This is a genomic window from Marinobacterium sp. xm-m-312, from assembly GCF_013283295.1.
Lineage (GTDB): Bacteria > Pseudomonadota > Gammaproteobacteria > Pseudomonadales > Balneatricaceae > Marinobacterium_E.
The window spans coordinates 170,533-182,743 of sequence record NZ_WBYS01000004.1 but is presented as its reverse complement, the minus strand read 5'-3'; the positions used below and the strand labels follow the sequence as shown (position 1 = coordinate 182,743).

The window sequence follows — 12,211 nt, the reverse complement described above, 5'->3', positions numbered from 1 at the left end:
GAGAGTTAAATGAGTCGTATTGAAGCCTGCTTTGCTGCCATGAAGGCAGAGGGACGTAAAGCGATTGTCCCTTATGTAACCGGTGGTGATTCAAACCCAAGCGTTACCGTGCCTCTAATGCATGCACTAGTTGAAGCGGGAGCGGATGTCATTGAGTTGGGTGTGCCTTTCTCGGATCCAATGGCCGATGGCCCCGTGATTCAGTTAGCCTGTGAGCGTGCCCTTGAGCACGGCACCAGTTTGACCGATGTATTGGCAATGGTTGCTCAGTTCCGTGAACAGGATCAGACAACACCGGTGGTTCTAATGGGCTACCTTAACCCTATCGAAGTGATGGGCTACGAAACCTTTTCTAAAAACGCTAAAGCGGCAGGTGTCGATGGTGTGCTAGTGGTCGATATGCCACCGGTTGAGTCTGCTGGCCTAATGGCGGCAATGAAGGCTGAGTCACTTGATATCATCTTCCTCATTGCACCGACAACCTCTCCAAAACGTCGTAAGGCGATCTGTGAGCAGGGCAGTGGTTATCTCTACTATGTATCGGTTAAAGGTGTGACTGGATCAAAAGCATTGAATGTAGATGAAGTAGGGGCCTACATCAGCGATATGCGCCAGGATACAGATCTGCCAATCTGTGTAGGCTTCGGTATCCGTGATGGTCAGTCGGCTGCAGCCGTCTCTAAAGTATCCGATGGTGCCATTGTCGGTTCCGTGCTGGTTAATCAAATTGCAGAACTGGCGAACACGCCAGAGAAGATTCCTGCTGCAGTTGCAGGTATAGTTAAAGAAATGCGTCAAGCGATCGACGCTTAAGTCGATCATTTAGGGAGTACCATGAGTAACTGGTTGGAAAAGATCGTACCGTCACTGGCACGTAATGATGAGAAAAAACGTAACAGCATTCCAGAAGGGCTTTGGGAGAAGTGTCCAAAGTGTGAAAGTGTGCTGTACAAGCCAGAGTTAGATAAGACCTTACACGTCTGCCCTAAATGTGATCACCACCTACGTATTGGCGCCCGTCAGCGTTTGAACTACTTCCTTGATGAAGGGTCAACGAAAGAGATTGCAGCTGATATTGAGCCAATCGATCGTCTTAAGTTCAAAGACTCTAAAAAATACAAAGATCGTCTAACGGCTGCTCAGCGCGATACCGGCGAGAAAGACGCATTGGTTGCTATGAAGGGTACCTTAGAGGGCAACCCAGTCGCTGCGGTCGCTTTCGAGTTCCGTTTCATGGGTGGTTCAATGGGTACCGTTGTAGGTGAGCGCTTTGTACGTGCTGCTGAAGTCTCATTGGCTGAGGGTATTCCTCTGGTCTGCTTCTCTGCGTCGGGCGGTGCTCGTATGCAAGAAGCGCTATTCTCCCTTTTCCAAATGGCTCGTACATCGGCCGTACTTGAAGAGATGCGTACCAAAGGTATCCCTTTCATCTCTGTTCTTACTGACCCTGTATACGGTGGTGTCTCTGCCAGCCTTGCTATGCTGGGTGATTTGAACGTTGCTGAGCCTCGTGCACTGGTTGGCTTTGCAGGTCCTCGAGTTATAGAACAGACCGTTCGTGAAAAACTTCCTGAAGGGTTCCAGCGCAGTGAGTTCCTTTTAGAGCACGGGCAAGTTGATATGATTATTGAGCGCGGTGAGATGCGTAGCCGTCTTGCTAAAATGCTTCGTCAAATGCAGGGTCAGCCTGCTCAACAACTCGCCGACTAAGCGCTCAGAAGACGATTGGGTTATGAGCAAATTGAGCTCAACTAACAGTTTGGAAGAGTGGCTCGCAGTCATTGAGGCCGCTCATCCGTCTGAGATTGATTTGGGTTTAGATCGTGTTGCTGAAGTGGCCGGTCGCCTGAATCTGGATTTTTCTCGCAGTAAAGTCATCACTGTAGCGGGTACCAACGGTAAGGGTTCAACCTGCGCGATGTTGGATTCTATTCTTCGCGCCTCAGATTTTACCACCGGTGTCTACAGCTCCCCTCATTTTTTAAACTACAATGAACGCATAAAGATCAACGGCTTAGATGCATCTGATGAAGTCATTGTTGATGCATTTTGTCGGATAGATCAAGCTCGAGAAGAGATCTCTTTAACCTACTTTGAGTACGGCACACTGGCTGCGCTGATCATCTTTTCAGACCTGGCTCTTGATTATGTGATTTTAGAAGTTGGGCTCGGCGGGCGATTGGATGCCGTTAACATTGTCGATGCTGATATCGCTGTGATTACCTCCATTGCGTTGGACCACATTGATTGGTTGGGCGACGACATCGAGTCCATCGCGCGCGAAAAAGCGGGTATTTTTCGACCTAATAAACCAGCGGTCTGTGCGATGTCACCGGCAGCTCGATCGATTGTTCAACACTCGGCTGAACTGAATGCTCCGCTCTACCTGTTTGACCAAGATTATCGATTAGATGACGCTCAGAAGGTCTGGAACTGGTCGGGTGTTGATCTGAAGGGTGAGCATATCGCTTACTTTGATCTGCCAGTGCCTCCTTTGCCACTGATTAATGCTGCGACTGTCCTGCAAGTATTGACGCTGATTGCTCCTGAGGTTTCCATTGAGTCGATCGCTAGTGGATTAGAGAGTGTACAACTCACCGGTCGCATGCAGAGTGAAACAATCGGTGTAACCGAGTGTCTGCTCGATGTGGCACACAATCCGCAAGCGGCTGAGTACTTAGCGGATCGATTGCAGCAACAGCCAAAGCCGTCGAAACGAACCCTAGTGCTGGGTATGCTTAATGATAAAGATCGACAGGGTGTGATTGAAGCACTGAGGCCGATCACCGATGAGTGGTACTTGGTTTCACTACAAGGACCGCGCGCCAGTCAAGCTGAAGAGCTTGTGAATCTGGTTGGGGCAAACAACCCTCATCAATGTTTCGCGTCTGTATCCGAGGCGCTTGATCAATTATCAAACTCTACTTCAGAGAGTGAGCAGGTTCTGATCTGCGGCTCTTTTCTAACCGTTACGGAGGCCCTTAGTTGGCTCAAGACGCATTAATTCAGGCAAGTATTCGCCGTCGATTGTTAGGGTTGGGAGCGCTCTTGGTAATCTCACTCTCTATCGCTCCGCTGATCTTCGATGCCGCAGGCTATAAAGAGCGTAAAATTGTGGATCGTATTCCTCCTGCACCGACCTTGCCGCCCGTTATGGAAGCGGCTCCAGCGGTTGTTTTGGATGAGACAATCAACGAACCCGAGGTGATTAACGAGCCAGCGCCAGTGGCTCAGCCCGTTGTGATCAAAGCACCGCCAGTAGAGGTGGTCGAAAAGATGAAGCAACGTGCTCCTGAAGAGGTCTCGCCGGCAGAAGATATGCCAGCTTTGGATGAGAACGGAATTCCGGCGGCCTGGTCTTTGCAGTTAGCAAGTTTCAAAGATGAGCGAAATGCTAAGTCTCTTCGCGCTGATCTGACAAAAGCGGGATACAAGGTCTATATCCGTCGTGCCAACGACCTAGTTCGTGTCTACATCGGGCCAGAAATGCAACGTACCCGTTTAGAGTCGCTAAAAGAGTCGATCAAAGAGCAGTACTCATTGGATGGTATGATTGTGCGCTTTACAACTCAGTAAGCGATGATAAATAGATCAAGAGTTCATTGGGTAAACCGATCCACTCTGATAAAATGCAGCTGTTTTTAACTTTGGATAGAGAAGATGATCTGGACTGATTGGCTAATTATCGGCATCGTTGCCGTGTCCAGTCTATTAAGCCTCAAGCGTGGATTCGTGCGAGAAGCTCTATCACTTGTCACTTGGGTCAGTGCTTTTATAGTGGCGCGCCTGTTTTCAACCAGTCTGAGTGCCTATCTGGTTGATTACATCGAGACCCCATCCCTCCGTATGTTGGCAGCCTTTGCCGCTCTATTTGTATTAACACTGATCGTGGGTGCTCTTGTCGGTAAATTGATTACCGCTTTGATCAGTGCGACTGGTTTGTCTGCAACCGATCGTATCCTTGGAATGGGCTTTGGTGCCGTTCGTGGCGGTCTGGTTGTTGTTGTCATTGTTGCTCTGTTGGGGCTAACCCCAGCCGTTGAGGATCAATGGTGGAAAGATTCTCAGCTCATTCCTCACTTCGTTTTGATGGAGGAGTGGACCAAAGAGACTGCAAAAGAGATAGGTGGTGTAATCTGGACACTCAGCAGTGATCCAGCCAGCGCCAGTGCCGTGAATTAGTTCGATATAGGTAGATCGGATGTGTGGAATAGTTGGCATCGTAGCCAAAACCTATGTTAACCAGACAATTTTTGATGCGTTAACAGTCCTACAACACCGTGGCCAAGATGCTGCGGGTATGGTTACTTGTGAAGGTAACCGCTTTTATCTGCGTAAGGATAATGGCTTAGTCAACGAAGTCTTCCGTACACGACACATGAAAAAACTGAATGGCGAGATGGGTATTGGCCACGTGCGCTACCCAACAGCCGGTAGCTCAAGCTCAGCAGAAGCTCAGCCATTCTATGTCAACTCACCTTACGGTATTGCGTTGGCACACAACGGTAACCTAACCAACTCTGAGCAGTTGGCTGATGAGGTGTTCCGTTCTGATCTTCGCCACATCAATACCACCTCTGATTCAGAAGTGTTACTGAACGTTTTTGCCCATGAGCTGCAGTTGTTGGGCAAGTTACACCCAACCTCTGAAGATATCTTCAACGTCGTGGAAACGGTCCATAAGCGTTGTCAGGGTGGTTATGCCGTTGTTGCGATCATCACCGGTCTGGGTCTGGCCGCTTTTCGTGATCCTTTTGGCATACGCCCACTGGTTTACGGTAAGCGTGAAACCGAAGCAGGCGTTGAATACATGGTGGCCTCAGAGAGTGTTGCGTTGGATACTGCCGGCTTCGAGATGGTGCGTGATGTGGCGCCTGGTGAAGCGATCTTCATTACTCAAGAGGGTGAGATCTTTACCAAGCAGTGTGTTGAAACACCCGTGCTTGCTCCTTGTCTGTTTGAGTACGTCTACCTCGCTCGTCCAGACTCGATCATTGATGAGACACCGGTTCACAACGCGCGCATGGCGATGGGTGTGAAATTGGCGGATAAGGTGCGCCGTGAGTTCCCAGAGCACGATATCGACGTCATCATTCCAATCCCTGATACCAGCCGTACAGCGGCACTTGAGATGGCGAAAAGCCTGAAAGTGACCTACCGCGAAGGCTTTATCAAAAACCGTTACATCGGCCGTACCTTCATCATGCCTGGGCAGACTCAGCGTAAGAAGTCGGTTCGTCAAAAACTGAACCCGATTCAATCTGAGTTTAAAGACAAAGTGGTTATGCTGGTTGATGACTCTATTGTACGTGGTACTACGTCCGCTCAGATTGTTGAAATGGCACGTGATGCAGGTGCGCGTAAAGTCTACTTTGCCTCAGCAGCCCCTGAAGTTCGTTACCCCAACGTATTCGGTATCGACATGCCCAGTGCCAGTGAGTTGATTGCACATGGTCGTACTGCGGAAGAGGTGGGTAAAGAGATCGGTTGTGATTGGATGCTCTACCAAGATCTTGATGATCTAAAAGCCTGTGTCACAGATCTTAACCCTGCGATTACTCAGTTCGATACCTGTGTCTTCAATGGCGAGTATGTCACTGGAACAGTGACCAGCAGTTACCTTGATAACATCGATGCTAAGCGCAACGACGGTGCTAAGGCGAGTGCTGATGATGAACAGACCGAAGGAAACGAGTCTACCAACCTACATAAAGCTTTTTAAGGATGAAGCATGGGAAGTAAGCAGTTCGAACGACCTGAAAGGATTCAGTTCAGTGATGATCACTACGCGGTAGAGACGCTCGCAGTTAGAGCGGGTCAGTGGCGTAGTGAAGAGGGTGAACACTCCGACGCAATCTTCCCAACCTCTAGTTTTGTCTACAGCTCAGCAAAAGAGGCTGCTGATACCTTTGCCGGCAACATCGAAGGCAATGTCTACTCACGTTTTACCAATCCAACGGTTCAAGCCTTTGAGCGTCGTATTGCGGCGCTAGAGGGTGGGGAGCGCGCCATCGCGACCAGTTCAGGGATGGCGGGCATTATGAGTCTCTGTTTGTCATTAATGAAACATGGCGATCATGTGGTCTGTTCTCGCTCTGTGTTTGGTTCAACCGTATCACTATTTGAAAAGTACGTGAGTCGAGCGGGGATCGAAACGACCTTTGTTGACCCTAAAGATTTAACCGCATGGCAAGCGGCCGTGCGCCCTACAACCCGTATGTTCTTCTTAGAGACGCCTAGTAATCCTTTAGCCGAGGTGACGGACATACAGGCCGTTGCTGACGTGGCACATGCAGCGGGCGCTAAGTTGGTGGTGGATAACTGTTTTCTAACACCCGCTTTGCAAAAGCCACTGTCGCTCGGCGCGGATATTGTCATGCACTCGGCTACTAAACACCTTGATGGACAGGGGCGTGTTGTCGGTGGCGTTGTGGTTGGTTCAGACGCTGATATGGAAGAGGTGTTCGGGTTTATCCGAACAGCGGGCTCTTGTCTGAGTCCATTCAACGCATGGGTTTTCCAAAAAGGCTTAGAGACACTTCCACTGCGAATGAGAGCGCACAGCGAGGCTGCACTAGAGATTGCACAGTGGCTAGAGGCCCAGCCTAAAGTAGCGAGAGTCTACTATTCAGGTCTCGCTTCGCATCCACAACATGAACTGGCTGCTCGTCAGCAATCAGGATTTGGTGCGGTACTTGGATTTGAAGTTGCGAGCGATACCCTGAGCCAGCAAGAGGCGGCTTGGTCGTTTATCGACGCAACCGAAGTCATCTCGATTACCGGTAATCTAGGCGATGTTAAGAGCACAATCACTCACCCTGCAACGACGACTCACGGACGTATGTCAGCTGAAGCTCGTGCAGAAGCGGGTATTCAAGATAGCTTGATTCGTCTCTCTGTAGGCCTAGAGAACGTTGACGATCTCAAGCGCGATCTACAGCGTGGCTTAGACGCCATTTAAAATCGACTTTTATGCGTCTGATTGTTGCGCCGATGGAGGGCGTTGTTGATTACAGCATGCGTCGCCTCATCGCTCGAGTGGGCGGCGCCGATCAGATGGTCTCCGAGTTTGTGCGCGTTAACGACACGCTGCTTCCCCCTAAAGTCTTTCATAAACTGATCCCAGAGCTGAAACAGGATTATTGCGGTTACGGCGATACCCCTCTGGTTGTTCAGTTATTGGGTTCTGATCCTGAATCCCTGGCTAAAAATGCTTTAACTGCACTTGAGTTGGGCGCGCCTGCTATTGATATGAACTTCGGCTGCCCCGCCAAAACCGTTAATAAGAGTAGGGGTGGATCGATTCTCCTTAAGGAGCCCGAGGTCGTTCATGATGCCGTTAAAGCGGTGCGTGATGCGGTTCCTAGCCATATCGAAGTCAGCGCTAAAATGCGCCTAGGGTATGAAGACAAATCATTGGCAATCGATAATGCGCAGGCGATCGAAGCGGCTGGTGCGAGCTATCTTACTGTGCATGCCCGCACAAAGGTAGAAGGGTACAAACCGCCGGCACACTGGGAGTGGATCGCCAAGATTCGAAATGCGGTCTCGATCCCGGTGATTGCCAATGGCGAAGTCTGGAACGTCGAAGACTATGACCGATGCCGAGAGGTCAGTGGGTGTGAGGATGTCATGATTGGGCGAGGCTGGGTCGCTAACCCACTGCTACCGCTTCAGATTAAAGATAGAAGCTACCCGACCGATTTGGATGAGTGTTGGCAGCTGCTAAAGCCGAATATCCTTGAGTTTTATGATGATGTCTTCTCGTTAATTGAAGAGCGTCATGTGCATGGTCGTATTAAACAGTGGTGCAATATGCTGGGCTGGCACTATCCGCAAGCCAAAGAGCTATTCCAAGAGCTAAGAACAGAGCGGGATGCTGTGAAGATTGGGGATGTTCTTAAAAGCCGACTCCAGTAATCAGTTTTGGCTTTCATAACAGATCGCGGTTTATCGCTTCGCGCTAATTCGCTCCTACATCTCGTGACGGTGACTGGCTTTCAGCCTGTCATCCGCTGGTAGATTTTGCTCTATCTTCTGGAAGAAGCGGCAAGGGTCGATGACAGGCTGAAGGCCAGTCACGGTTAAAAAACGCGGCAAATGCCGCGTTTTTTTAAGTCTATTCTTAGCTAATCTCAATCCGACGTGCTTTCATCGCTTCTGGAATTTCACGGATCAATTCAACGTGAAGCAGTCCATTTTCCATCGACGCATTTTCAACGCGGACGTGATCGGCTAGTTGGAATCTGCGCTCAAAGTTACGGGCTGCGATGCCTTGGTAGAGGTAGGTACGCTCTACTTGATCTTCCGCTTTGTTACCACGAATCACTAGGTTGCCGCTCTCGCTGGTAATCTCAATCTCTTCGCGAGTAAAGCCGGCTACAGCCATAGTAATGCGGTAAGAGTTCTCTCCGGTCGCTTCGATATTGTACGGAGGGTAAGCTGATTGTTCGCTTCGGTTAGCGGTATCAATCATGTTGGCTAGGCGATCGAAGCCAATTGCTGAACGGTATAGGGGTGTTAGGTCAAAATTACGCATGGTCATATCCTCAAATTAAGCAATATGTAGTTCAAAGTTAAACCACCCAATCGGCGTGGTTAGGAAGTGCAGTACCTCATGGTCACTGCCTACATAGATTATTTGGGGATAGTAACTAGAAAATTCAAGAGCGGAATTTAACTGAATCGCGACCCAAGGGAGTAGGGTAAAAAGGGTCGCGATTAATAGAGATTAATCAGTGGGTTGTTTCGTTACCGAACTGATCCACATCATTGGTGATCTCGACATCGACGTTAGCACTTGGAATCTTATAGTCGTAGACACGCTCCCAGCCTTCGGATTCAGGTGCACGCTCCCAGACAGTGCCAGCGTTGTACTCAAGCAGGGGCTCTAAGGAGGGGTCTATTTTCACGACTTTCTCTGTGGGCATGGGAATCATATTCACCTGTTCGTTGGCTAGAAACTCATCATCTTCATACCCAGTGAATAGTCGCCATCCGGTATCATTTAGATGCTCAGGGACGGTTTTATACATAAAACGCACCGGCAACTTTTCATCAATTACTAAACGAGACATCAGTGTTAAAAAGCCATTTTTGGTCTGGTTGGTTTCACCTTGGTAGGGCTTGTTGTCATCGTTGCTCATAATGGATCCTAGTAGTCTGTTTTCTTTTTGAATTCACACAAATCTTCAATGTTACAGGCGCCACATCGAGGCTTTCTAGCGACGCAGACATAGCGGCCATGCAGTATCAACCAATGGTGGGCATCGATTAAATACTCCTTTGGCACAAGGCGCAGCAGTCGCTTCTCGACCTCTAATACATTTTTACCTGGGGCGATCCCGGTCCGGTTGGAGACACGGAATATATGGGTATCAACTGCCATGGTGGGTTGGCCAAAGGCGGTATTTAGAATGACATTGGCGGTCTTGCGTCCAACGCCTGGGAGCGCTTCAAGATCTTCTCGGTTGTCTGGAACCACTGAGTTATGAAGATCGACCAGCATATGGCAGGTCTTCATCAGATTCTCAGCCTTGGTATTGAATAGGCCGATGGTCTTAATTTTCTCTTTAAGCCCTTCAATGCCCAAATCAATGATCGCCTGCGGTGTGTTGGCGATAGGGAATAGCTTGCGAGTCGCTTTGTTCACTCCAACGTCAGTAGCCTGAGCCGATAGAAGCACGGCTGCCAGCAGCTCAAACGGCGAACTGTACTCTAGTTCGGTTGTTGGATGTGGATTGTCCGCTTTTAGTCGCTCGAAGATCTCGATGCGTTTTAGTTTGTTCATCGCTTAGCCTGTTACGCGGACCCGTTTCGAACCCGTACTTACGGGAGCTTCGGTTGGCTCAGGGATTGGTTGTCGCTCTTTGATTCGCTGATCAATCAGGTTTTTCAGTGCGATCAAAAGGCCTAAACCGAGGAATGCGCCCGGCGGTAGAATGGCAAATAGGAAGTTAGGGTAGTCATCTGCCAGTGTAATATGCCAGTTCGTTGCCATCTCTCCGAATAGAAGATCCATGTTGGCAAACAGAGCACCGGTGCCCAGTAGCTCACGCATCGCGCCGAGAATGACCAAGACCAGCATAAAGCCAATCGACATAAAGAAGCCGTCAATAAACGACTCTTTGATCGCATTTCGAGAGGCAAAGGCATCGGCGCGACCCATAATCACGCAGTTGGTGACGATGAGCGGAATGAAAATACCCAAAATGGTATAGAGTTCATAAGTGAAGGCCTGCATCAGTAATTCGATGGCGGTGACAAAGGCGGCAATAATCATCACGAAAATGGGTAGACGAACCGTTTCAGGTGTTAGCTTGCGGAACAGTGATACCGTCAAGTTGCTGCCGGTCAGAACGACCAGTGTCGCCAATCCAAGTCCTAGCGCGTTAACCACCGAGTTGGTGACGGCGAGTAGTGGACAGAGTCCAAGTAGTTGAACCAGGGCTGGGTTGTTAGTCCATAACCCATTCTTAATCAGTGTCTGTGTTTCACTCTGCATAGCTCTTCTCACGATTCGCGGGTGACAATAACAGATTCTTGTGGGTCTCAAAGTAGTCTAACGCAACGCTGGTTGCTTTGACGACAGCCCTAGGTGTGATCGTTGCACCGGTAAATTGATCAAATTGACCGCCATCTTTTTTCACGGCCCAGTTTGAATCATCTTGACCCTGTCGCCGAGCCCCTCTGAAGCTTTCTATCCAATCTGATTTAGCTCTATCGATTTTATCGCCAAGCCCTGGGGTCTCTTTGTGGGAGATGACTCGCACACCAGCAATGGAACTGTCCGCATTGATTCCGACAATCAGATCAATGTCGCCAGAGTAACCCTGAGAGGAGGTGACCGGTAAAATAACCCCCACTACCTGATCGTTTTGTATCGCTTGGTAACCAGTGGTCCCAGTCTCGACGTTCAGCTGTCCTGCATCCAGTTCAATGCGATGGTCATACAGCTGTTCATCAATGCTCGCAGGGAAGATCTCATAGAGTGCCTTCGATTCAGCTTCACGAACGTTGGCATCAATACGATCGACCGTCGTCACTTGGGTAATGGCGATCACAGCAGCCGACAAAACGGCAAATAGACCAATACCAACCGCGCTCTTAGAGATGGATTGAGTGGTGGTAGGGTTCTCATTGATCTCCATACTCACTCTCCTTTGGGTCCAAGACGTGCACGTTTATGGCCGTAACTACGCGGTTGGGTGTAGTGGTCGATCATTGGCGCCGCTAGATTCATTAGAAGAACCGAGAAAGCAACCGCATCAGGATAGTTACCCCAGGTTCGAATAATGAAAATTAACAATCCGATACCCATACCAAAAACGATTCGACCGCGGTTACTGGTGGCGGATGAAACCGGATCCGTAGCGATAAAAAACGCCGCTAACATAGTGGCACCCAGTGTTAGGTGATTAAACGGGTCAACAAAATTACTGGGATCGACACCATAAGCGATGGCACTCACCAAGCCTAGGGTGACAAGAATGCTGACAGGGGTATGCCAAGTGAATACCTTTTTGTAGATCAGGTAGATGCCACCCATAAACCATGCGGCCGAAAGGGCGTGATAGGCTGCGGCACCCTCAATCAAGGTTTGATTGCTGCGCCACATCTCTTCTGTCGTAAAACCATCACGGTTGCGCAGAATATCCAAAGGGGTCGCCCCGGTGTAGGCATCCATCATCTGTGATGATCCGGCAAAGATCAGTGACAGTGACTCCGATATAGCTGGAATGGACCAACCCTCACTGCCACTTAATACGTAGGGAAGGTTCCAACTGGTCATCTGAACCGGGAATGAGACCAGCAGTAGGGCGTAGGCGACCATTGCTGGATTAAAGGGATTATTACCAATGCCGCCATAAACCTGTTTAGCAAATAGAATCGCAACAAACATCCCAACAATACCGATCCAGAGCGGTGCTGAGGGCGGTATAGAGACTGCTAATAGAAGTGCCGTTACCGTGGCGGAATAATCACCTAGGTAGCGTGAAATGGGCAGTCCGCGCATCTTCAGAGCAAGCGCTTCAAACGCGAGCCCTGAGGCTAGGCAGATCGCAATCTGAATCAAAGTGCCCCAACCAAAGAAGAGGGTCAGCGCGAGTATGCCCGGAATCATCGCCAGAATGACTAACTGCATGACCCCAGAGCTGGTATTGCTGCGGGTAACGTGGGGTGAACTCATCCGTATCAGTGACATCTTTTT

The 12,211-nt window shown here is 49.5% G+C and carries 14 protein-coding genes; 8 read left to right on the top strand and 6 right to left on the bottom strand.

Annotated features, from left to right (window positions below):
• Positions 1 to 9: 9 nt before the first annotated feature.
• From trpA to XMM312_RS06525, 8 genes are all read left to right on the top strand, one after another.
• A complete protein-coding gene (gene trpA, locus XMM312_RS06560) occupies positions 10 to 813 on the top strand; it encodes a tryptophan synthase subunit alpha (protein WP_173482432.1) in 804 nt (267 codons plus the stop codon).
• A gap of 21 nt (positions 814 to 834) precedes the next feature.
• A complete protein-coding gene (gene accD / locus XMM312_RS06555) occupies positions 835 to 1,710 on the top strand; it encodes an acetyl-CoA carboxylase, carboxyltransferase subunit beta (protein WP_173480840.1) in 876 nt (291 codons plus the stop codon).
• A 22-nt stretch (positions 1,711 to 1,732) separates the two neighbouring features.
• Positions 1,733 to 3,004 (top strand): bifunctional tetrahydrofolate synthase/dihydrofolate synthase, encoded by a 1,272-nt coding sequence (gene folC, locus XMM312_RS06550; protein ID WP_173488911.1) that lies wholly within the window; start codon positions 1,733 to 1,735, stop codon positions 3,002 to 3,004.
• Positions 2,986 to 3,576 carry an SPOR domain-containing protein gene (locus XMM312_RS06545; protein ID WP_217363888.1) on the top strand — a complete coding sequence of 197 codons (591 nt, stop codon included), beginning with the start codon at positions 2,986 to 2,988 and terminating at the stop codon, positions 3,574 to 3,576. The genes folC and XMM312_RS06545 overlap by 19 nt, the downstream gene beginning before the upstream one ends.
• 84 nt (positions 3,577 to 3,660) lie before the next feature.
• On the top strand, positions 3,661 to 4,182 hold the full coding sequence (locus XMM312_RS06540; protein ID WP_173482434.1) for a CvpA family protein: 522 nt from the start codon (positions 3,661 to 3,663) through the stop codon (positions 4,180 to 4,182).
• A 19-nt stretch (positions 4,183 to 4,201) separates the two neighbouring features.
• Positions 4,202 to 5,722, top strand: coding sequence for an amidophosphoribosyltransferase (gene purF / locus XMM312_RS06535; RefSeq protein ID WP_173480843.1), 1,521 nt, complete (start codon positions 4,202 to 4,204; stop codon positions 5,720 to 5,722).
• A 9-nt stretch (positions 5,723 to 5,731) separates the two neighbouring features.
• Complete coding sequence (locus XMM312_RS06530) at positions 5,732 to 6,961, top strand: O-succinylhomoserine sulfhydrylase (RefSeq protein WP_173480844.1); 1,230 nt, start codon at positions 5,732 to 5,734, stop codon at positions 6,959 to 6,961.
• An 11-nt stretch (positions 6,962 to 6,972) separates the two neighbouring features.
• A complete protein-coding gene (locus XMM312_RS06525) occupies positions 6,973 to 7,920 on the top strand; it encodes a tRNA-dihydrouridine synthase (protein WP_173482435.1) in 948 nt (315 codons plus the stop codon).
• 205 nt (positions 7,921 to 8,125) lie between these two features.
• On the opposite strand, the gene XMM312_RS06520 is transcribed toward XMM312_RS06525, so the two are convergent.
• The 6 genes from XMM312_RS06520 to XMM312_RS06495 form a co-directional block, all read right to left on the bottom strand.
• Entirely contained in the window at positions 8,126 to 8,539 is a 414-nt protein-coding gene (locus XMM312_RS06520; RefSeq protein ID WP_173480846.1) for an Hsp20 family protein, read from the bottom strand.
• Between the two features lie 196 nt (positions 8,540 to 8,735).
• Complete coding sequence (locus XMM312_RS06515) at positions 8,736 to 9,146, bottom strand: DUF2185 domain-containing protein (protein WP_173480847.1); 411 nt, start codon at positions 9,144 to 9,146, stop codon at positions 8,736 to 8,738.
• A gap of 8 nt (positions 9,147 to 9,154) precedes the next feature.
• Complete coding sequence (gene nth / locus XMM312_RS06510) at positions 9,155 to 9,790, bottom strand: endonuclease III (protein ID WP_173480848.1); 636 nt, start codon at positions 9,788 to 9,790, stop codon at positions 9,155 to 9,157.
• Positions 9,791 to 9,793: 3 nt separating this feature from the next.
• On the bottom strand, positions 9,794 to 10,504 hold the full coding sequence (locus tag XMM312_RS06505) for an electron transport complex subunit E (protein ID WP_173480849.1): 711 nt from the start codon (positions 10,502 to 10,504) through the stop codon (positions 9,794 to 9,796).
• Positions 10,494 to 11,150: an electron transport complex subunit RsxG gene (gene rsxG / locus XMM312_RS06500; protein WP_173488910.1), complete on the bottom strand. Its 657-nt coding sequence runs from the start codon at positions 11,148 to 11,150 to the stop codon at positions 10,494 to 10,496. Before rsxG ends, XMM312_RS06505 begins: the two co-directional genes overlap by 11 nt.
• Positions 11,151 to 11,152: 2 nt before the next feature.
• A complete protein-coding gene (locus XMM312_RS06495; protein WP_173488909.1) occupies positions 11,153 to 12,205 on the bottom strand; it encodes an RnfABCDGE type electron transport complex subunit D in 1,053 nt (350 codons plus the stop codon).
• Positions 12,206 to 12,211: the final 6 nt, after the last annotated feature.

Excerpts from the sequence above, each read along its gene's own strand:
- trpA (WP_173482432.1), top strand. The coding sequence starts at position 10 with ATGAGTCGTATTGAAGCCTGCTTTGCTGCCATGAAGGCAGAGGGACGT.
- accD (WP_173480840.1), top strand. The coding sequence starts at position 835 with ATGAGTAACTGGTTGGAAAAGATCGTACCGTCACTGGCACGTAATGAT.
- folC (WP_173488911.1), top strand. The coding sequence starts at position 1,733 with ATGAGCAAATTGAGCTCAACTAACAGTTTGGAAGAGTGGCTCGCAGTC.
- XMM312_RS06540 (WP_173482434.1), top strand. The coding sequence starts at position 3,661 with ATGATCTGGACTGATTGGCTAATTATCGGCATCGTTGCCGTGTCCAGT.
- purF (WP_173480843.1), top strand. The coding sequence starts at position 4,202 with ATGTGTGGAATAGTTGGCATCGTAGCCAAAACCTATGTTAACCAGACA.
- XMM312_RS06530 (WP_173480844.1), top strand. The coding sequence starts at position 5,732 with ATGGGAAGTAAGCAGTTCGAACGACCTGAAAGGATTCAGTTCAGTGAT.
- XMM312_RS06525 (WP_173482435.1), top strand. The coding sequence starts at position 6,973 with ATGCGTCTGATTGTTGCGCCGATGGAGGGCGTTGTTGATTACAGCATG.
- XMM312_RS06520 (WP_173480846.1), bottom strand. The coding sequence starts at position 8,539 with ATGCGTAATTTTGACCTAACACCCCTATACCGTTCAGCAATTGGCTTC.
- XMM312_RS06515 (WP_173480847.1), bottom strand. The coding sequence starts at position 9,146 with ATGAGCAACGATGACAACAAGCCCTACCAAGGTGAAACCAACCAGACC.
- nth (WP_173480848.1), bottom strand. The coding sequence starts at position 9,790 with ATGAACAAACTAAAACGCATCGAGATCTTCGAGCGACTAAAAGCGGAC.
- XMM312_RS06505 (WP_173480849.1), bottom strand. The coding sequence starts at position 10,504 with ATGCAGAGTGAAACACAGACACTGATTAAGAATGGGTTATGGACTAAC.
- rsxG (WP_173488910.1), bottom strand. The coding sequence starts at position 11,150 with ATGGAGATCAATGAGAACCCTACCACCACTCAATCCATCTCTAAGAGC.
- XMM312_RS06495 (WP_173488909.1), bottom strand. The coding sequence starts at position 12,205 with ATGTCACTGATACGGATGAGTTCACCCCACGTTACCCGCAGCAATACC.